We start from the raw sequence: 19,159 nt of genomic DNA on the forward strand, positions 1-19,159 counted from the left end.
TTCATCAGTGGAAAACGGCGTCGGGGTTGTCGAGGCTGTCAGACCCTTCGAATGCGACATTGCCCAAGCCCAGCACGGACACGATGCGTTCGATCGTCTTGGTCTGATCGATCAGACCTTCGACGCCGCCCATGATCAGCGTTTCGCCACCGACGTTCCCGCGCTCGAGCATCTGATCGTAAGCAAATCCTGCCTCGGCTGCGGTTTTGATCTGGCCCAGCGCGTACATTGTGTTGGCCAGCTTTGTCTTCATCTCGGTGTCCAAAGCCGGGTCCGAGGCCGCAACCAAATCCGACAGGGACGGACCCGAAACCGGAGTGCCGTCAATCCGGACATACCGACCCAGATAGACGTTCTGAATCCCCAACCCGTCATAGTAGTGGCTGTTGTGCGTGTTGTCTGAGAAACAGTCATGCTCTTCTTCCGGGTCGTTCAGCATCAGTCCAAGGCGCATGCGCTCACCGGCCTGTTCGCCATAGGACAGGGATCCCATGCCCGTCAGAATTGCACTGATGCCCGAGTCGGCGTCGTCGGTCAGGGCCGCCCGCGCGGCACCGTCGTCCTGCCATTGCGCGGCCATCCACTCCAGATCCGAGACCAGCAGGTCGGTCGCCGCCACCAGATACTGGGCCCGGCGATCGCAGTTGCCGCCGGTGCAGGACTCGTCCTGCGCATAGTCGGTCCACGGACGGTTGCCGGCGCCCTCGCCGTGACCGTTCAGATCCTGGCCCCACAGCAGGAACTCGATGGCGTGATAACCCGTTGCCACATTGGCCTCGATCCCGTCGGCCTCGTGCAGGGTCTCAGACAGCAGCTCGGGTGTGATCTCGGTGACGTCGACCGGCTGGCCAGACAGCTCAAAGCTGGGCGAGGCAATCACGTTCAGAACCGCAAGCTCGTTTTCGTCCGTCGCGCCGCCATAGGCCGCATCCACATAGTCGATCAGACCCTCGTCCAGAGGCCACGCGTTCACCTTGCCTTCCCATTCGTCGACGATGGGATTGCCGAAGCGATAGACCTCGGTCTGTTGATACGGAACGCGCGCGGCAACCCAGGCCTGGCGTGCGGCGGTCAGGTTTTCAGCAGAAGGCTGGTCAACCAGCGCGGCAACGGCGGCCTGCAAGTTGCGGGCAGCACGCAGGCTGTCGTCATATTTTGCTTCGGCAATGTCAGCATAGGTGTCCAGAATGTCGACCTTGGCGGGGGCGTCGCCGGCGGCTGCAGCCGTTGCCATCAGCAAGGCTGCCAGGCTGGTCGTCGAAAATACGCGGGTCATAAAGTTCAGGCCTTCCTGTCGAAATGAATGGGCAAGAGCACCCAGTGCGGGTGCAGAGATGAATATTAACTGAGTGAAATTGTAAGTTATGTCAACCCGAGTCTTTAAGTCGGGAATTAATTTTGAAACACGCCGCTGTTTTGGCCAAATACGGTTTGGCTGGATGGGTTCTCTGGATCTGTCTAGCCATTTCCGGCGGGGTCAGACGGCGTTGCGCGCCGTTGCCTGCGGATGGCGCGAAGATACAATGATGGTGTGATTCTTGAGTTGGTGGTGGTTGCGTGATGAGATCCTTGGCGTTTGCCCTTTGCGTGTTTCCCCTTGCGTTGGACGCGCAGCAGGAAGTGGCGCCAAAACCCGCAGCACTGAAGATCGCCTTATTGGATTCGGGGTACACGCTGTCCCTGTCTGTTCCTGCGTCAGAAATCGTTGGCTTTGAACTTCCCGCTTCGAGCGCAGAGGAAAAGGCGAAGGTCGCGGTCGCCATTTCGGACCTGTCACAGCCCATGACCCTGTTCGCGGTCACGGCCGAGGCGGGTTGTGCCACGGCCACGGCGAACGTGGCGCTGGTCGGCGGCGAAGCCGGTTCGGCCTTGGGGCCTGGCGATCACCGGCCCGAATTTCAGGCCGAATACACGATCAGGTGCAGCAACCTTCAGGCGCTTGGTGAAATGAGATTTGATTACTTCGACCGGTTTTCGCAGGCTGAACGTGTGGACGTGCGGGTTCAGTCACCGGGTGGTAGTCACGCCGTCGCGGTTACACGAGAGACCCCGTTGGTTGATCTCTCCGAGTTTATGTGACCGGGGTTTCTTTCATTCCTTGTGGTGAAAGATGAAGCCGATGAAGTTCAGCAACAGCTGCGCAGCAAGGATCTGCGTGCTTTCGGTCGGGTCATAGGCCGGGGCAACTTCGACAAGGTCGATGCCAGCGACCTGCCCTTTCCGGGCAAGGCCCTGCAGGATTTCCAGAACGTCGTAGTACAAAAAACCGCCGTGGCTTGGTGTTCCGGTGCCCGGTGCTATGGATGGGCAAAACGCGTCAATGTCGATGGTCACGTAGTATCGTACGCCCGAGGGGATGCGGTCCAACACCCCTTCGGTCCCCAGCTTGCGGACCTGCCGTACCGACAAGATGTCGGAGCCGCGCGCGCGTGCATCCTCGTAACCTTCTTTCGCGGTCGATGAGACATTGCGGATGCCCAGCTGGGTCATACCCGAGACATAGTCCTTCTCGATCGCCCGCCGCATCGGGTTTCCATGGCCCGCCGTAACGCCATGACGCTCGTCCACGAAATCCAGATGTGCGTCGATCTGGACCACGTGAATGGGACCGTTTCGGGCGCAGTCCTGATCAAAGGCGTTGATGCAGGGAATGTTGATGGAATGGTCTCCGCCGATCGTCACGGGCAGAGCGCCGGCCTCAAGGATCTTGCGTACCCCGTATTCGATATTCGCGTGGCTGGCTTCGGTTTTGGTGTGGATGACGTCGGCATCCCCCAGATCGACGATGCGCACCTCTTCGCCCAAATAGGTGGCATCGTCCTCGTGATCATAAGCACCTGCATGACCAAAGCTGAACAGAGTCGATGCCTCGCGCACCGCACGCGGGCCGAACCGGGCTCCGGACCGGTATTGGCAGCCGAAGTCGAACGGGGCGCCCAGGATGGCGACATCGGCATCGATCCGGTCCCAGTCCTGCACATATGGCTTCTTGCCGAATGTGGCGATGCCAACGAACGGCAGATTCAGGCGGCCGGATTCATATCCATGTTTTGACATTGGGGGCTCCGTTGCTTTGAACCGGCCGCGGGTCTGGCGGGTTGCTTGCACGTTGGCGTCTATCACCCGATCAATCAAGGCCGCTCTGAATCAGCGGTGCATCAGGTCGCGAAGCTGGGTAAACCCCAGAATCCCAGTGATTTTTCTGAAAATCTGTACTAAGAATGCAGGTATCGCTCTTATTGCCTGCGCAAATTGAGGGGTGGAGCCAGCATTGAATGGCGCCACGCGTCGGGCGGTCTGCCGTTTGTCCGGCGGGGGAGACTGCAAAGTACAAATGCTGATTTCAGGAAAGTGACCACGAAATACGAAACCATTGCGCCACTGACTTTTTGGGGGAGGAACTGGCCGTGTCCACACAGACGATTTCCAATTCAAAACCGATTGAAGCCACATCTGCCGATTGGGAGAAGATATTCGCCGTCCTGCCCGGCGAAAAGGTGCGGCAGAGCGCCGAGCGGCTCAGGCAGCATTTCGATCTGTTCGAAGTTCTTGAGGACACGGTTCTGCCGCCGCGCGGGATGTATGTGGTTTTGGACGGCATCGTGAAGCTGCGCCAGAACGACGTTGATCTGGCGACCGCCGATACCGGGGACTATTTCTACGAAGAGCATCTGGAGATCCGCGACATACCGGTCAGCCTGCAGGCCGTGGCCTTGCCGGGCACTCGGCTGGCCTTTCTGGCCAGTAACGAGTGGCTGGATATTCCCGCGGAAATTCGACGCGAATGCTACGCCACTCTGTTCGGCGATCTGGTCAGCGTGCATCTTCAGAATTTCCAGCAGCCGATCAACTGCTGCAGCGTGACCGCGGCCGCGCTGAGCATGTCGGCGCTGGGCTTCAGCTGCGAGGTGAACGACATCTTCCGGGTCTGCGAACTGCCCACCAGCTTTGTCGTCAATGACGGCATCTCGCTGGGTGAACTGTTCGACGTGGCGTGCACCTATATCCATTCGCAGGGTCTGCGCGACCTTGTGCAGGTCCAGGCCTATTTCATGGACGAGGCCACGACCTCGGTGCCACTGCTGCTTGAGGCGATTGACGAGTCCAATCGTCTGGGCGGAGACAACGACATTCTGGTGGCGAATTTTCAGGTTGGGGTCGCGCATGGCAAGCCCACCATGCCCGGCGGCCATTTCGCGGTGATCGCCAAGTGCAACCCCAGCACCGGGTTGGTGCACATGATGGACGTGCATCCCGAAAAATACGGCAAGCTGTGGGTCACCACGATCGACCGCCTGTACGCTGCCATGTCCGACCGCGACGGCACTTCGATGCGGGCGCGCGGCCTGCTGCGGTTCTCTGCACGCGAAGCGGTCACGACCACGCTGCAGACCTTCCGGCAGGACTGCAACTATGTGGACAGCACCAGGTATCTGGCCCGCGATCCCAAGAAGCGCCGCAACCTGTTCCGGCGGGCCAGCCCGAACATGAACAGCCTGGGCGTCCTGGCTGAAAGCCTGCAGATTTTGGGCGATGTCCAGGTCACCGAAGACAAGCTGCTGATCGCGACCCAGACCTCGTACACCGAGGCGCTGAGCCGGGTTTCGACCGCCAAGAAGATGAGCGAGATGGCCCAGCGGTATCTGGCCGGCACCTCCGAGGTGCATATCGGCAGCACCTTCCGCAGCTATGCGGAACGACCCGGGAAGGACAAAAGGTCGCCGCAAGACTGGTTCCGGGATCAGCTGCGCAGTCTGAACGAACATGAGGGGCGCCACCTGATGATCAACATCGACTTCAACCGCGTGTTGGGGTTCGAGGTGATCCGGCCGCCCGAAAACGTGTTCCGCGAGACGGCGCTGCTGGAAGAGTTCTGGTGCTTGTGCGTGGCCTATGACGAAAAGGCCGATCTTGTAACGGTCGTAGATATGAGCCCGGCGACTTCGCAGGTTTGGCAGGCGCCGCGCGGGCATATCTTTCGCGGGCTGCGCGACCTGAAAAGCCCGGCCATGCTGGTGATCGAGGAGACCCAGCCCCCGGAAGACCCCAGCGACGTGGCGCGGATCGTCCGGGAAAACCCGCTGGTTCTGTTCTACGAGGATGAGGACCCGTGGTCGAACATGCTGAAGAACATTCTGGCCAATATCGGCGCGACCGGTCTGAAATTGGTCGATGTCGCCGGACACGGGGCCAACGCCATGAAAATGCGCCGGCAACTGGTGGCGGAAAGCGGCAAGGAAAAGGTGCCTTATCTCTTCTTCCATGGGAAATGCCTGGGCAAGCGCAGCGATATCGTTGACATGATCCTGGATGGCGGCCTGCAGGAAGACATGAAGAAAGCCGGTCTGCCTGTCTTGCTGCGCCACGAGTCGCCGAGCCTCGACAAGAACATCTTCGGGTATCCCAAGGGCGGGTTGACAGCCCCGCCAAACGGTCGCCGGAACGTTCTGCTGTGCGCCTGCGGCTCGTCGGCTGCGGACAAGGTGCCTCAGTTGGTCGCCCGGATCACCGAGGCAGGTCACAACGTGAAACTGATCCCTTCGGTTTCGGCCGAAAAGTTCTTTCGCGATATCGGGACCGACAAGGCCAGCGAGACCCGCAAGGCAAAAAAGACCGGGAAGAAAAGCAAGACAGTCGACGACTACATCACCCACAATGACTACTACCGCGACGATGACGAGTGGAACTTTCGCTATACCGAGTTCGGGATGCCCTTGCGCGCGTCGCATCTTGCGCTATGCGACTGGGCCGATTGCGTGATTGTCGCGCCGGTCACCTGCAACACGATGGGCAAGATCGCCAACGGCATTGCCGACAACCTGCTGACCTCGGTCTTCGTAGCCTGGCAATACCGCAACAAGCCGGCGATCCTCTGTCCGGCGTGCAACACCAACATGTGGAACAACGTCACCACCCAGAACAACGTCGAAAAGCTGCGCGATCTGGGGATTGATCTTGTGGGTCCCCGCAAGGGGCGCCTGTCGAACGGGATGATGGGCATCGGAATGATGGCCACGCCCGACCAGATCATGGAGGTTCTGGAAGAAGCCTTCGAAGAGCTGGAAAACCACGAACACAATATCTGCAAATGGGCGCAGGATGCTGCGGCCTCGGATGACTTCGCCCAATGGGAACCCGTTTTTCAGGCCATAGATGAGGGGGTCGCCGGTATCGACATTGTCGATGACCATAATGGTGACACGCTGCTGCACTATGCGGCGGGCGGCGAGGGCGAGCTGACCGAGAACGGGCAAGATCTGGGAAAACCGGACATCGAGGCTGCCAAAGCCCTCATCGCAAGAGGTATCAACGTGAACGCGGTCAATGACCACGGATTTACCAGCCTGCATGTCGCCGCGATGAACAACTCGGCCGAGATGGTAGAAACACTGCTGGCGGCGGAGAGCATCGATGCAAGCCCTCTGATCCACTTCCTGCAGGATCGGGTGCGGTCCAGGGGCATCAGGGTGTCGGACGAGATCCGCGCGATGCTGGACGAATGGGCCAACACGCACGCCCTGTCAGAACCGGAAGAGGTGGAAGACGAAGACAACCTGATCGATGAACGCGAAAAGACCTATCTGTATTTTACCTACGGATCGCTCAAAAAAGGATTTCCCAACCACGACGCTCATGCGGACGTTCTGGATGATTTCGTTGGACAGGCGGTCACTCGGCAGCCCATGCCCCTGATCGTTCCGAAAGAGCCGTTTTGCGACAACCCGAACTGTGCCTATCTGCACCGCATGGCCACACTGGTGGATCGCAAGGGCACTGGCCGTCCAATCAAGGGCGAGGTCTACCGGGTCACCTCGGGCGGGTTGAAGGAACTCGACAAGCTCGAGGGTTTTCACGGACCGGGCGCGGCTGACAATGTCTATGTCCGCAAGCGGATCAATGTCCTGATGGATGGCGTGAAAAAACCGGCCTACGTCTACGTCATCGCCAATCCGGAAAAATACCTTGCCGAACTGGAAAGCGGTGCGTCCGAGTTGGTCGACGAATACTCGATCGACATGGCCACAGGGACGCTCAAGCCCGGGTATGAGGCGGCCGCTAGCCGTCCTGATGCGTGATGGCCTCGGGGGCATCCCTTGACGGAGGTGACTTGAGGCTGAGGTTGTAGGCGGTGATCGCGATCATGCAGCTCAGGACAAATGGCCAGAACGCGGCCTTTGGAATCAGGTTGTCACGGTAGTGGATCAAGCGCAGCGACGGCGCGGACTCGGAGACGAACAGATAGGTGTTCACCGACACCACAAGCAGCATGAAATACATCAGGAAAAAGAAGGACTCCATGTAGATCACTGGTGACCCGGCAAAACCCTCGCGCAATTGCACATGGGCCAGCAGGATCACGAAGAACAGGACCGAGCAGGTGCCGATCACGCTTGAGGTGCTGAAATCGTGCCGTTCGACCAGGTTTGGCTTCCGCGTCACCGTCATTACGGCGCCGAACAGGAGCATCGTGACCACGATCAATGGGATCATGTGCACCACGAAGGCGTTCGCAAAGTTGCGTTTGATGACAAAGTTGTAGTGCAGTTCGGGCAGTCTGGTCTGAAACTCGTTCTGGTTGATGCCCAGCGTCGTGTCCAAATCAGACAGCTTGTAGTCAAAATAGGTATTTTCGCGTTCCCAGGTGCCCATGACGATGCGGTTGTCGATCCCGAAAATGTCCTTTGGCCCAGTCGCGGGATAAGCGTCGAAGTCGGGAACCAAGGCGACGTTCACGTCAAACCGGCCTGGCCAGAACCGCACCCAGACGGTTTTGTGGTCGAAAGGATAGCTGGTGTAGTCGAAGGACTGGCGCAGGGTCTGCTCAAAGTACCAGCCGATCACTTCGCCACCGGGTTCTGGCATCCGGTAGGCTTCTTCGATAAGGCCGCTCCCGACATCCACGGACTCGGGCAGAAGGAACCCGGCCTGACCGGGTTCGGGTTTTATCGCGTCATGGATGCCGGTTTGATAGTGCTGCCAGACATAGCCCGTGACGTGGACATCGCTCGCGTCGACGAAACTGAAGGATTTGAGGAATATTCCCGTCCTGACCCGATAATCCGGCGGGTTCTCCAGCGACTCCAGATAGGTATCGACCGAGGCCTGATCCGGCAATTGGGTCGGGTCCTGCTCGAAATGGTTCAGCGAGGCCCAAAGGTAGAACAATACGGCCGTCAGGATCAGCGACACGAGGCCTGACAGGCCCCAGACCTTTTTCTCGACCGTCATTCCGCGCTCTGTTTCTTTCTGTTGTTCCATCGTCGTGCGGTTCATGCCGTCGGTTGACCGGCCATCCCGGCCACCGGGAAATCCAGATGCCCCATCAGCGACCGCACCACGCCCAGATCGTCGAACTGTGATCGAAGTTCTGGAAACTCGGCGTGGTCAGACAGGGCGAGGCCCTGTTGCCCGGTCGCAGCAAGAAGACGGGTGTGACGGATGGACAGATCGGCCATCGGCAGTGGTTCTGAGGCGGTGAACTCAGACAAGGCGTCGGCAAAGCGGATCGCGCGGTCCCAATTCTGGCGGGCCAGCATCACGGCGCAGGCATCTGCGTAAAAATGCAGGTGGCTATGCCCAACGCAGCCTTCGCCCAGTATCCGGACGCCCTGATCCAACAGTTCATCCTGGGTATCCGGATCGTCCAGAGCTAAGGCCAATGCCGACAGCGCCTTGGGGCCGACAAAGTTGCGGCCATGTTCCAACGCGATTTCCACGGCGCGCCGCCCCACCTGTTCAGCCTCGTGCCTTTGCCCGGCATAAACCTGCGCCCGCGCCAAGTGTTCCAGCGCCTGAGCCTCGAGTCGCTTGGCACCGACACGTTGGGCGATATCGGCGGATTGGATGAAGGCCTGCAGCGCACCGTCCAAGTCATCCTGAAAGGTGCACGCGACGCCCAGGCAGGTCTGCGCGACACATTCCGGCACGAAGGCAAAGTATTTCTGCGAGATTTCGATGGCTTCCTGCGCATCGGCCCGACCTTGCGCCACGTCACCCGAGTAACTGCGGGCAACACTGAGATTGTGAAGGTTGGCGGCCAGGTCCCGGACCAGTCCATTGTCCCGCGCTCTTTCGACGGCCTGAGTGTAGAACCCTGCGGCGGTACGCATTGCGGCATTCATGAAATTCGCATCGCCAAAGCCGCTGAGGGCGCCGACCTCCAGCCGGACGGATTCCAGTTTGCGGGCCAGCGTCAGCGCTTTTTCGTTGCTTTGCAGAGCATCCGCGACCCGTCCCAGCGGGAAATAGATGTTTCCGCGAACATAGCTGATCTGGGCCAGATCCCGTTCCGATCCATTGCGGTCAGCGGCGGCCTCGGCGATGTCGAGGCTGTGCAGCGCATCCTGGTACAGGCTGGCCTGGCGTGCGGCTTGTGCCAGACCGATATGAACGCGGCAACTCTGCGCGTCAGTCTCGGCCAAGGCAGCGGCTTCGTTGAATTCGCTCAGGGCCTCGTCCGACAGGCCCTGAAGTCGATGGGTTTCCGCGCGGGCACACATCAGGTCAAACCGGATACCCGGCGGCGCCGAAAGCTCGAGCGCGCGTTCGATCAGCGGGCTGGCCTCGTCAAACTGGAAGGCATGAATCAGGTTTTCGGCGGCCTCCAGATAAGCTTCGGCTGCGTTGGAGGCGTCGGCACGGTCCAGGTGTTGGGCGCGCAAGGTGGCGTCCTTGCCTTCGTACCAGCTTGCTGCCTGCCGGTGCAGTCGGGCGCGCTCGGACTTGACCAGCGTAGCATAGGATCCGTCGCGGATCAGAGCATGCGCAAACATCAGATCTGCCCCGGCCTCGCGGATCAGGGCCGAGCGGATCAGGTCGGACGTGTCCAGATGGCCTTCACCCAGCAGGTAGTTCAGAACTTCGGGCGAGAACCGCTGCCCCAGAACCGATGCTGCCTGAATCGCCGTTCTGCTTCGACGATCCAACCCGTCCAGACGGGATTGCACGATGCCTTGGATGCTGCCGGGGACGGTGTCGCGGGTCAGGCCGTCGATATTGCGCAGCAGTTGCTCGAGAAACAGCGGATTGCCTCCGGCGCGTTGCACGCAGGTTTCCAACAGCTCGGGGTCGATGGCGGTGAATTCCTCGACCAGTTTCCGCGCCTGTTCGTCGCCCATCGGCGACAGCTCAAGCTTGGACACCAGTGCACCATCCGTTCCCATCTGCCATTCCCGATCGATCGGGTCGCCTTCGACCCGGCTGGTCATCATCAGAACGCAAGGCAGGTCCCGCGTCGCGGCAGCCATGTACGAACACATGGTCAGAATGTCCGATGGCGCCCAATGTATGTCCTCGACCTGGAGCAGAAGGGGGGCCTCGCGACTGCGGGCCTGCAGCAGTTCGTCGATGACCTGTCGCCGACCCCGCATGCGTGCGGCGTTGTCCATTACGGCATAGACTTCGGCCAATCCGGGATCCTGTTCAAGCTCGAGCAAAGCGCTCAGATGGGCGGAACTGGCAGGGTTGATCCACCCCCGGTCAATCGCGTCATGGGCTGCCGCGGTGCTGGCATCGGAGTCGTCGGTCGGGTCGAGCCCCAGAAGGCTGCGGGCGATGGACTGGATGGCCGAATGCCCTTCGCGTGTGCCGAAATCCATCACCACGCCCCCGTGGATCGAATAGGACCGGTTTGCGGCCAGCTCGGCCACCTGTTCCGAAAAGTGGGTCTTGCCGATACCGGGTTCGCCAAGAATGATGTGAACCTCACCCTTTCCATGGCGCTGGCACCGGTCGAATGTCGCCGAAAACAACGACATCTCGCGTTCCCGCCCGATGAATTTGTGGCGCCGCGTGCGGATGTTCCGTGCCAGACGGTCCAGACGCCAGATTTCGACATCCTTGTTCAGGCCTTTGATTGCCTTGGTGCCGATCGCCTCGCCCACGAACAGAGGGCCAAGCGCGCGCTGGATGTCATCCGACACCAGCGTTTGACCCGGCGCAGATATATCGGTCAGGCGGGATGCAAGATTCACGCCATCCCCGGTCACGGTGTATTCGGTATGGGCCTCGCTTCCGGTGGTGCTGGCGATGACCTGCCCCGAGGCGATGCCGATATGGCAGGACAGGGGCGGGTCAAGTGTGGGCAGCGCGGCGTGAATCTCCAACGCAGCCCGGGCCGCCCGTTCGGTGTCGTTGGTGTGCGAGATCGGCGCCCCGAACACCGCCATGACAGCGTCTCCGATATGCTTGTCGATCCGGCCTCCAAATTTCTCGACGGCGCGGTCGACCTTGCCAAAGAACGCATTCAGCAGCGCGTGCATGTCTTCGGCGTCGTGTTCGCTGGACAATTTGGTAAAGCCGGTTAGGTCCGCGAATAGAACCGTGACCTGACGTTTTGCCGGCTCCAGTTCGACCTCGGGTTCAAACGCGCCGACGGTTTCGGGGACGTCCAGCTCGGATATCGCGCGCAGCAGCCGGCGACGGTCGCCGACGGCGGTCACCCCGATCTCGCGCAAATCCTCGCCCGTAAGTTCAGGAAGAATTGCAAAGTCGATTTTGTTTTCCGCGAACGCTTGGGTGTAATCGGACAACCCAAGGGCGCTCAGCCATTCCCTTAGGTCGCCAGACATTGGTGCCCTCAGAAGTATCCACCCGCAGGCAGCCTAGTACAGACCACCGGGTCGAGTCTGCATTTTTTATAGTAATATTCGATTATGACTGCGCAATCCGCCGTTTCCGGTGTTTCGCAACGGCTTTGTGCCGCGCCTTTCCAGGGTTGTGTTTCAGGAAGGATTCGTTTGCTCAATCCATGAGCAAATCTGATCAAGATCAAGTCAGAGTTGACTCGTATCCGCTATCCACGCAGCATGAACGGAGTACCACAAATGTTTCTAGAACAGGTGGGCGGCACATGTCTGCGGTAGCCAGCAGGCGCGCGTTCCTGACAGGACGCCTGCCTCGCGAAGACGACAGCGTGAAGCGGCCGCCAGGAGCGGCGCGCGAAAACTTCCACGATCTCTGCACTCGATGCGGCGACTGTGTCTCGGTTTGCCCCGAGGATGTTCTGGCTATGGACGACGCGGGCTTGCCGGTGTTTCAGCCGCAGCAGGGTGGCTGCACCTTTTGCGGAGACTGCGCCGATGCGTGCAATACCGACGCATTGAGCCTGGACCGGTTCGCCGAGTGGCCTTGGCGCGCGAAAGTGTCCGACACGTGCCTTTCGGCAAATGGAGTCAGTTGCCGGGTGTGCCAGGACAGCTGCGATCAAGGGGCCATCCGATTCCGCCTGAAAACCGGAGGCCGCGCCGAAGTGAACCTGGACCTGGCATCATGTGTCGGTTGCGGGGCCTGCTCGGCCGCATGCCCGACCGGTGCCGTTTCCCTTGAGAGATACCAGCCCGCCAAAGTGGAGGTGCGTGAATGAATATCTGTGGATGCCTCGTGCATGTCGCGCCGGACCAGACCTCGGCGGCACGGTCGGCGATGACTGCGTTTGACGGGGTCGAAGTCCATGCCGAATCCGACGACAGCCGGTTCGTTGTCGTTGTCGAGGACACGCCGACACGGCTGGCGTCCGAGATCATCATGGACCTGCATCAGATCCCCGGGGTCGTCTCGCTGACCCTGACCTATCACCATTTCGAAGATCTCGCGGAGACCCGTCCGCGTCCTGAAACTCCCAGCCAAGATTCCAGCCGGAGGCCCTTGTCATGACCATTTCCGAATCTCGCCGTACGTTTCTGAAAGCAACCGCCGCCGCCGCGACCGCGTCCGCGGCCGGTATCCCGCTGGCGACGGGCCAAGCTGCCGCCCAAGTCGCCAATGCCGACATCCGATGGGACAAGGCACCTTGCCGGTTCTGCGGCACGGGCTGCTCGGTTCTGGTGGGCACCAAGAACGACCGCGTGGTTGCCACGCAAGGCGACCCGGACGCTCCGGTGAACCGGGGGCTGAACTGCATCAAGGGCTACTTCCTTTCGAAGATCATGTACGGCAAGGACCGTCTGACCACCCCGCTGTTGCGCAAATCGAACGGCGTCTATGACAAGAACGGTGACTTTGAGCCCGTCAGCTGGGACGAAGCCTTCGACGTGATGGCCGAGAAGTGGAAAGAGGCGCTGGCCAAGAAAGGCCCGACCAGCGTGGGCATGTTCGGCTCGGGACAGTGGACCGTGTGGGAGGGCTATGCCGCGGCCAAGTTGATGAAGGCCGGGTTCCGCACGAACAACATCGACCCGAACGCGCGGCACTGCATGGCCTCGGCCGTGGTGGGCTTCATGCGGACCTTCGGCATTGATGAGCCGATGGGCTGCTATGACGACCTCGAGCATGCCGACACCTTCGTGCTGTGGGGCTCGAACATGGCCGAGATGCACCCGATCCTGTGGTCGCGCTTGACCGATACGCGCCTGACCAAGCCGGGCGCGCAGGTGCATGTGCTGTCGACCTTCGAGCACCGCTCGTTCGAACTGGCCGACAACGGCATCATCTTCAAGCCGCAGACCGATCTGGCCATCCTGAACTACATCGCGAACCACATCATCCAGACCGGCGCGGTGAACGAGGAGTTCGTCAAGAACCACGTCAACATCACCAAGACCGCTACCGACATCGGTTACGGCCTGCGCGAGACCAACCCGCTGCAACAGGCCGCGGCGAACCCGGACTCGGGCAAGCTGGAGCCGATCTCGTTCGAGGAATACGCCGCCTCGGTCGCCGACTACACGCTGGAATACGTCTCTGAACTGTCGGGCGTACCGGCGAACCAGCTTGAGCAGCTGGCCAAGGAATATGCCGACCCGAACCGCAAGGTCATGAGCCTGTGGACCATGGGCTTCAACCAGCACACCCGCGGGTCCTGGGTGAACTCGTTGATGTACAACGTGCACTTGCTGGTGGGCAAAATCTCCGAGCCCGGCAACTCACCGTTCTCGCTGACCGGTCAGCCTTCGGCCTGTGGCACCGCGCGCGAGGTTGGCACTTTTGCCCACCGCCTGCCCGCCGACATGGTGGTGACCAATGATGAACACCGCAAGATCACCGAGGCCAAGTGGAACATTCCCGAAGGCACCATTCCGCCCAAGCCGGGCTTCCACGCGGTTCTGCAGAACCGCAAGCTGAAGGATGGTGACCTGAACGTCTATTGGGTGCAGTGCAACAACAACATGCAGGCCGCCCCCAATATCAACGAAGAAGGCTATCCCGGCTATCGCAACCCCGAAAACTTCATCGTCGTATCGGATCCGTACCCAACGGTGACTGCCGTTGCGGCCGACCTGATCCTGCCGACCGCCATGTGGGTCGAGAAAGAAGGGGCTTATGGCAACGCCGAACGCCGCACCCAGTTCTGGCGTCAGCAGGTCAAGGCCCCGGGCGAGGCCAAGTCGGACCTGTGGCAGCTGATGGAGTTCTCGAAACGCTTCACCGTCGAGGAGGTTTGGGACGAAGAGTTGCTGGCCAAGATGCCCGAGCATCGTGGCAAGACCCTGTTCGACGTACTGTATGCCAACGGCAAGATCGACCAGTATCCGCTGTCGGAAACCGCCGAAGGGTTCCACAACGACGAATCCGAGCATTTCGGCTTCTACGTCCAAAAGGGCCTGTTCGAGGAATATGCCAGCTTTGGCCGCGGCCACGGGCACGATCTGGCACCGTTCGAAACCTATCACCAGGCCCGCGGTTTGCGCTGGCCGGTCGTGGACGGGAAAGAGACGCTCTATCGCTTCCGCGAGGGCTACGATTCCTATGTGCCTGAGGGTGCTGGCGTCAAATTCTATGGCCACAAGGACGGAAAGGCCAAGATCATCTTCGCGCCCTACGAACCGGCAGCAGAGGAGCCGGACGAAGAGTTCGATCTTTGGCTGTGCACCGGCCGGGTGCTGGAGCACTGGCATTCCGGGTCGATGACCCGCCGCGTGCCCGAGCTGCACCGCGCCTTCCCCGCCGCCGTGGTGTTCATGCACCCCGAGGACGCCAAGGAACGCGGCGTGCGCCGCGGGCAGGAGATCGTGCTGTCCACCCGCCGCGGCGAGGTGATCAGCCGTATCGAGACCCGTGGCCGCAACAAGGTGCCGCGTGGCCTCGTGTTCATGCCGTGGTTCGACGAGGGCCAACTGACCAACAAGCTGACGCTGGATGCGACCTGTCCGCTGTCGAAAGAGACGGACTTCAAGAAATGCGCCTGCAAGGTCGAGCGGGCGTAAGGGCAGGGATCGCAAAGGTCGCGTGTAATGTCTCTGGTCGGTAAACCTCTTTCGCCGCAACGGCGCCGGTTCCTGCAGGACTCGGCGCGCGCGGCGGGTGGCTGTCTGGTCGCCGGGTCGGTGCTGGCCTATCTGGCCCGCGACGCCCGCGCCCTGCCGGCTGAGGCCTTGCGACCGCCGGGGGCATTGCCCGAAGATGGCTTTCTGGGGGCCTGCATCCGCTGCGGGCTGTGCGTCCGCGGTTGCCCCTATGACACGCTGAAGCTGGCCGAGTTGGGCGTCGATGCGGTGGCGACCGGTACGCCGTATTTCATCGCCCGCGACGTGCCCTGCGAGATGTGCGAAGACATCCCCTGTGTTGCGGCCTGCCCGACTGGGGCGCTGGACAAGGGGTTGCAGGATATCGACGGCGCCAAGATGGGTGTTGCGGTTCTGGTCGATCAGGAGAACTGCCTGAACTTCCTGGGGCTGCGCTGCGACGTGTGCTATCGCGTGTGCCCCGTGATCGACGAGGCGATCACGCTGGAACTGTCGCACAACGACCGGTCCGGCCACCATGCGATCTTTGCGCCGACGGTTCATGCCGACCGCTGCACCGGCTGTGGCGTCTGCGAGAAAAGCTGCGTTCTGCCCGAGGCGGCGATCAAGGTTTTGCCCGCACGGCTGGCGCGCGGCAGTTCGGCCGAGCATTACCGCAAGGGATGGGAAGAAAAGGCCGAAAAGGGCGGGCCGCTGGTCGAAGGCATCATCGACCTGCCCGATCGCCTGCCCGGACCGGGCGCGGACAACCTTGCCGCGCCGGGCGGGTACGAACCGGGCTACAACCTTCCGGGGGCAGGCCAATGACGGCGCGGACACATATGCCCGTCGGGCACGAGGCCCGCGAGGTCAAGGGATGGGTCGGCGCCCATCGGTTCCTGCTGCTGCGGCGGTTCAGTCAGGTGTTCTTTCTGGCGCTGTTCCTGTTGGGACCGTGGTTCGGCATCTGGATCGTCAAGGGCACGCTGGCCGGATCGTTGACGCTGGACGTGCTGCCGCTGACCGATCCGTTCATCCTGCTGCAGGGGCTGGTGGCCGGCCACTGGCCGGAAATGACCGCGCTGATCGGCGGGCTGATCGTTCTGGTGGCCTATGCGCTGATCGGAGGGCGGGTCTATTGCTCGTGGGTGTGCCCGATCAACCCGGTCACGGATGCCGCGCATTGGCTGCACCGCCGGCTGGACCTGCCCAAAGGCTGGCAGCCCAAACGCAGCACCCGATTGTGGATATTGGCGACCGTTTTGATCGTGTCGGCGCTGACCGGCGTGATTGCATGGGAACTGGTGAACCCCATCACCATGCTGCACCGCGGGCTGGTCTTTGGTATGGGTTTTGTTTGGGCGATGGTCGTGGCGATCTTTGTCTTTGACCTGTTCGTGGCCCGGCATGGCTGGTGTGGCCATATCTGCCCGGTCGGGGCCTTCTATGGCCTGATCGGCACCAAAAGCCTGCTGCGGGTCAGCGCCACCAACCGCGCCGCCTGTGACGACTGCATGGATTGCTATGCGGTCTGTCCAGAAAACCAGGTGATCTCGCCCGCACTGAAGGGCAAGCCGGGATCCAGCCCGCTGATCCTGTCGCCCGGTTGCACCACATGCGGCCGCTGCATCGACGTGTGCTCAGTCGACGTATTCAAACTTACCCACCGGTTCGATGACGCCGTCGTCGCGCCACCCGATCCAGCCGCCGCGCCAGAACCGCGCGCCGCCAGACCTGCTTAAGGGAGTGCCAAGATGAAAAAATCAATAGCGACAGGCGCAATAGCCCTGATCCCTGTTCTTCTTGTGACCGGGCTTGCCTTTGCGCAATCCGCGTCCGTGACCACGTTGCGAGGCGTGGATATCGATGATCCGGCCATCCTAGATGATGTGCACCGCAACATCGAAGGGCGCATGCAGCGCAACTATCGCCAGCAGCCGCCGCTGATTCCGCACAAGATCGACCAGTACCAGATCGACATCCGCACCAATCAGTGCCTGTCCTGCCACGACTGGACCAAGGCCGGCGAGCGCAACGCGCCGACCCTGTCGATGACCCACTATCTGGATCGCGAAGGCAACGAGCTCGATCAGATCGCGGGCACCCGGTATTTCTGCAACCAGTGCCATGTGCCGCAGGCGGATGCGCCGGCCCTGGTCGACAACCTGTTCCAGCCCTCGGCCGGAAACTGATCCAGCTTTGGACTGAAAGGAGCACCAAATATGGCAGACTCTCCTGAAAAGCGCGGCTTGATCGGCCGCATCTGGGCGTGGATCTGGACTCCGGCCGCCGCGTTCAGCGCAGGCTTTCTGGTTCTGGCGGGCTTTCTGGCCGGCATCCTGTTCTGGGGTGGGTTCCACTGGACCCTTGAGATGACGAATACCGAAGAATTCTGCGTCTCGTGCCACACGATGGAAACCAACCTTGGCGAATACCGGGAAACGATCCACTACAACAACCATTCCGGCGTACGGGCCATCTGTTCCGATTGCCACGTGCCCAAGGAATGGAGCTTCAAGATCGAAGCCAAGATCATGGCGGTGAAAGACGTCTATCACGAGCTGGTCGGCACCATCAGCACGCCCGAGAAATACGAGGATCACCGCCTGAAGATGGCCTCGGCCGTGTGGAAAAAGATGAAGGCGTCGGACAGCCGCGAATGCCGCAACTGCCACAATTTCGAATACATGGACTTCACCATTCAGGAAACGCGCGCCGCCAACGAACATCAGCGTGCGATCGACGAGAACATGACCTGCATCGACTGCCACCAGGGCATCGCGCACAGCCTGCCGCCGGGCTATCTGGAGGAGTATCAGAAAGTGGTCGCCTCGCTGGATCCGGTGACCGGCACCGAAATTGCGCAGAGTACCGGCGCGGCCGAGATCCGGTCATTCCTGAACAGCACATCCGACTAGGAGTGGCACGACATGCTTGAGATTCTTGGAACAATCGGCGGCAACATCCTGAGCCTGCCCGGCATTCTGGGCCTTGCGGTAGGCATGATGACCCGCCAACTGTGGTTGGCCGCGACCATGGGCGCGGTGATCGGAGTACTGGAAACCCTGGCTTTTGCGCATTGGACCTTTGCCAAGGTCGAGCCCATGGAACTGATCATCGGCGTTCTGGTCGGTGTGTGCGCCAGCAGCATTGGCTGTCTGATCCGTCAGAAAGGGGCGACCGTCTAGGGCGACAGTCGCCGCTTACTCTTTGCGGTTCTTCAGGTGTTTCAGAACGGCGCTTGCGATCATGGTCACCACCCCGGGGGCAAGCGTTCCCAGAGGGTCGCGTGAGACGGTTCTAAGGTCGCGGACCGTCTCGCGAGCCTCTGACATCATGTCCTGAACCTCGGCCTCGATATCGCCGATCGCCATGTCGCGCAGTTCTGCTACTGGCGCAGTGTCGGCCTCGGCGCTGACCGAGTTGGCGATAGCCGCGAGTATCAGCGCCACGATCAGGTTGATCAGGGCGATGACCAGTGCAGCCAACGGCTTGGACATCACTGACGCCAGAGCAAGATAGCCCGCGACATTCAGCATGATGATGGCCAACCCGCCCGCCAATCCGGCTGCGGCGAAAAAGCCTGCGCGTTTGGCCAAGACGGTCATGTTCCGCTGAGCGATCAGCCGTTCGGTGCGCAGGATGATGGAAATGTTTCGGGAAATGCGGCTCATCTGACTGTCTCCTACCTGGACCGACCGATCACGTAGCCCAGAGCAAAAACGCCTAGGGCGAACAGGATGGCTTTCTTGTGTGGCATGGCATCCAACTCGGCCAGCGCGGTCTCGATCTCACCGGACCAGTCTTCGAACTCGGCCGACAACTTATCGGGAATGTCCTGGACGGCCTCTTTCACCTTTTCGCCCGCCTTGCGCGCGCCCGATTTTTTGTCCTCGGCCTGCTCCTCAAGCTGCCGCTTCAACTCAGCGACCTGCTGTTCAAGTTCCGCTTTGGTAACCATTGGCGTTGTCCTTTCGTGAAGCGGCCAGTCGCGCGGG

The 19,159-nt window shown here is 60.8% G+C and carries 16 protein-coding genes; 10 read left to right on the top strand and 6 right to left on the bottom strand.

Annotation, left to right across the window (positions count from 1 at the left end; translation table 11 throughout):
- Positions 1 to 4: 4 nt before the first annotated feature.
- On the bottom strand, positions 5 to 1,276 hold the full coding sequence (locus ACR0MM_RS07590) for an imelysin family protein (RefSeq protein WP_480695384.1): 1,272 nt from the start codon (positions 1,274 to 1,276) through the stop codon (positions 5 to 7).
- Between the two features lie 326 nt (positions 1,277 to 1,602).
- On the opposite strand from ACR0MM_RS07590, the gene ACR0MM_RS07595 reads away from it, so the two are divergent.
- Entirely contained in the window at positions 1,603 to 2,079 is a 477-nt protein-coding gene (locus ACR0MM_RS07595; RefSeq protein WP_170369937.1) for a ZrgA family zinc uptake protein, read from the top strand.
- A 12-nt stretch (positions 2,080 to 2,091) separates the two neighbouring features.
- Here ACR0MM_RS07595 and speB read toward each other — a convergent pair whose 3' ends face one another.
- A complete protein-coding gene (speB, locus tag ACR0MM_RS07600; RefSeq protein WP_480695386.1) occupies positions 2,092 to 3,057 on the bottom strand; it encodes an agmatinase in 966 nt (321 codons plus the stop codon).
- A gap of 350 nt (positions 3,058 to 3,407) precedes the next feature.
- Between speB and ACR0MM_RS07605 the strand changes: the two genes are divergently transcribed.
- Positions 3,408 to 7,076: a flavoprotein gene (locus ACR0MM_RS07605; protein ID WP_480695388.1), complete on the top strand. Its 3,669-nt coding sequence runs from the start codon at positions 3,408 to 3,410 to the stop codon at positions 7,074 to 7,076.
- On the opposite strand, the gene ACR0MM_RS07610 is transcribed toward ACR0MM_RS07605, so the two are convergent.
- Entirely contained in the window at positions 7,057 to 8,229 is a 1,173-nt protein-coding gene (locus tag ACR0MM_RS07610; protein ID WP_480695390.1) for a hypothetical protein, read from the bottom strand. The two genes, ACR0MM_RS07605 and ACR0MM_RS07610, sit on opposite strands and share 20 nt — an antisense overlap.
- Positions 8,230 to 8,270: 41 nt before the next feature.
- Positions 8,271 to 11,570, bottom strand: a complete 3,300-nt coding sequence (locus tag ACR0MM_RS07615; protein WP_480695392.1) for an adenylate/guanylate cyclase domain-containing protein — start codon at positions 11,568 to 11,570, stop codon at positions 8,271 to 8,273.
- Between the two features lie 281 nt (positions 11,571 to 11,851).
- Here ACR0MM_RS07615 and napF point away from each other — a divergent pair, with 281 nt between their 5' ends.
- From napF to ACR0MM_RS07655, 8 genes are read left to right on the top strand one after another with little or no spacing between them, the layout of a single operon-like run.
- Positions 11,852 to 12,364, top strand: coding sequence for a ferredoxin-type protein NapF (gene napF / locus ACR0MM_RS07620; protein ID WP_480695394.1), 513 nt, complete (start codon positions 11,852 to 11,854; stop codon positions 12,362 to 12,364).
- On the top strand, positions 12,361 to 12,654 hold the full coding sequence (locus tag ACR0MM_RS07625; protein ID WP_170365080.1) for a chaperone NapD: 294 nt from the start codon (positions 12,361 to 12,363) through the stop codon (positions 12,652 to 12,654). Before napF ends, ACR0MM_RS07625 begins: the two co-directional genes overlap by 4 nt.
- A complete protein-coding gene (gene napA, locus ACR0MM_RS07630; protein WP_480695396.1) occupies positions 12,651 to 15,143 on the top strand; it encodes a nitrate reductase catalytic subunit NapA in 2,493 nt (830 codons plus the stop codon). The genes ACR0MM_RS07625 and napA overlap by 4 nt, the downstream gene beginning before the upstream one ends.
- 27 nt (positions 15,144 to 15,170) lie before the next feature.
- Positions 15,171 to 15,989 carry a ferredoxin-type protein NapG gene (napG, locus tag ACR0MM_RS07635; RefSeq protein WP_170340167.1) on the top strand — a complete coding sequence of 273 codons (819 nt, stop codon included), beginning with the start codon at positions 15,171 to 15,173 and terminating at the stop codon, positions 15,987 to 15,989.
- Positions 15,986 to 16,903, top strand: a complete 918-nt coding sequence (gene napH / locus ACR0MM_RS07640) for a quinol dehydrogenase ferredoxin subunit NapH (protein WP_170340169.1) — start codon at positions 15,986 to 15,988, stop codon at positions 16,901 to 16,903. Before napG ends, napH begins: the two co-directional genes overlap by 4 nt.
- Positions 16,904 to 16,915: 12 nt before the next feature.
- Positions 16,916 to 17,353 carry a nitrate reductase cytochrome c-type subunit gene (locus tag ACR0MM_RS07645; protein WP_170339556.1) on the top strand — a complete coding sequence of 146 codons (438 nt, stop codon included), beginning with the start codon at positions 16,916 to 16,918 and terminating at the stop codon, positions 17,351 to 17,353.
- A gap of 30 nt (positions 17,354 to 17,383) precedes the next feature.
- Positions 17,384 to 18,079, top strand: a complete 696-nt coding sequence (locus ACR0MM_RS07650; RefSeq protein ID WP_170524636.1) for a NapC/NirT family cytochrome c — start codon at positions 17,384 to 17,386, stop codon at positions 18,077 to 18,079.
- A gap of 12 nt (positions 18,080 to 18,091) precedes the next feature.
- The gene (locus tag ACR0MM_RS07655) at positions 18,092 to 18,349 is read left to right on the top strand and encodes a hypothetical protein (protein ID WP_480695398.1); all 258 of its coding nucleotides are present in this window, start codon (positions 18,092 to 18,094) and stop codon (positions 18,347 to 18,349) included.
- A 15-nt stretch (positions 18,350 to 18,364) separates the two neighbouring features.
- Here the strand turns inward: ACR0MM_RS07655 and ACR0MM_RS07660 are convergent, their stop codons facing one another.
- Entirely contained in the window at positions 18,365 to 18,835 is a 471-nt protein-coding gene (locus tag ACR0MM_RS07660; RefSeq protein ID WP_170340174.1) for a phage holin family protein, read from the bottom strand.
- 11 nt (positions 18,836 to 18,846) lie between these two features.
- The gene (locus ACR0MM_RS07665) at positions 18,847 to 19,122 is read right to left on the bottom strand and encodes a hypothetical protein (protein ID WP_170339561.1); all 276 of its coding nucleotides are present in this window, start codon (positions 19,120 to 19,122) and stop codon (positions 18,847 to 18,849) included.
- Between the last annotated feature and the right edge of the window lie 37 nt (positions 19,123 to 19,159).

The organism is Ruegeria sp. BC6, assembly GCF_056539185.1.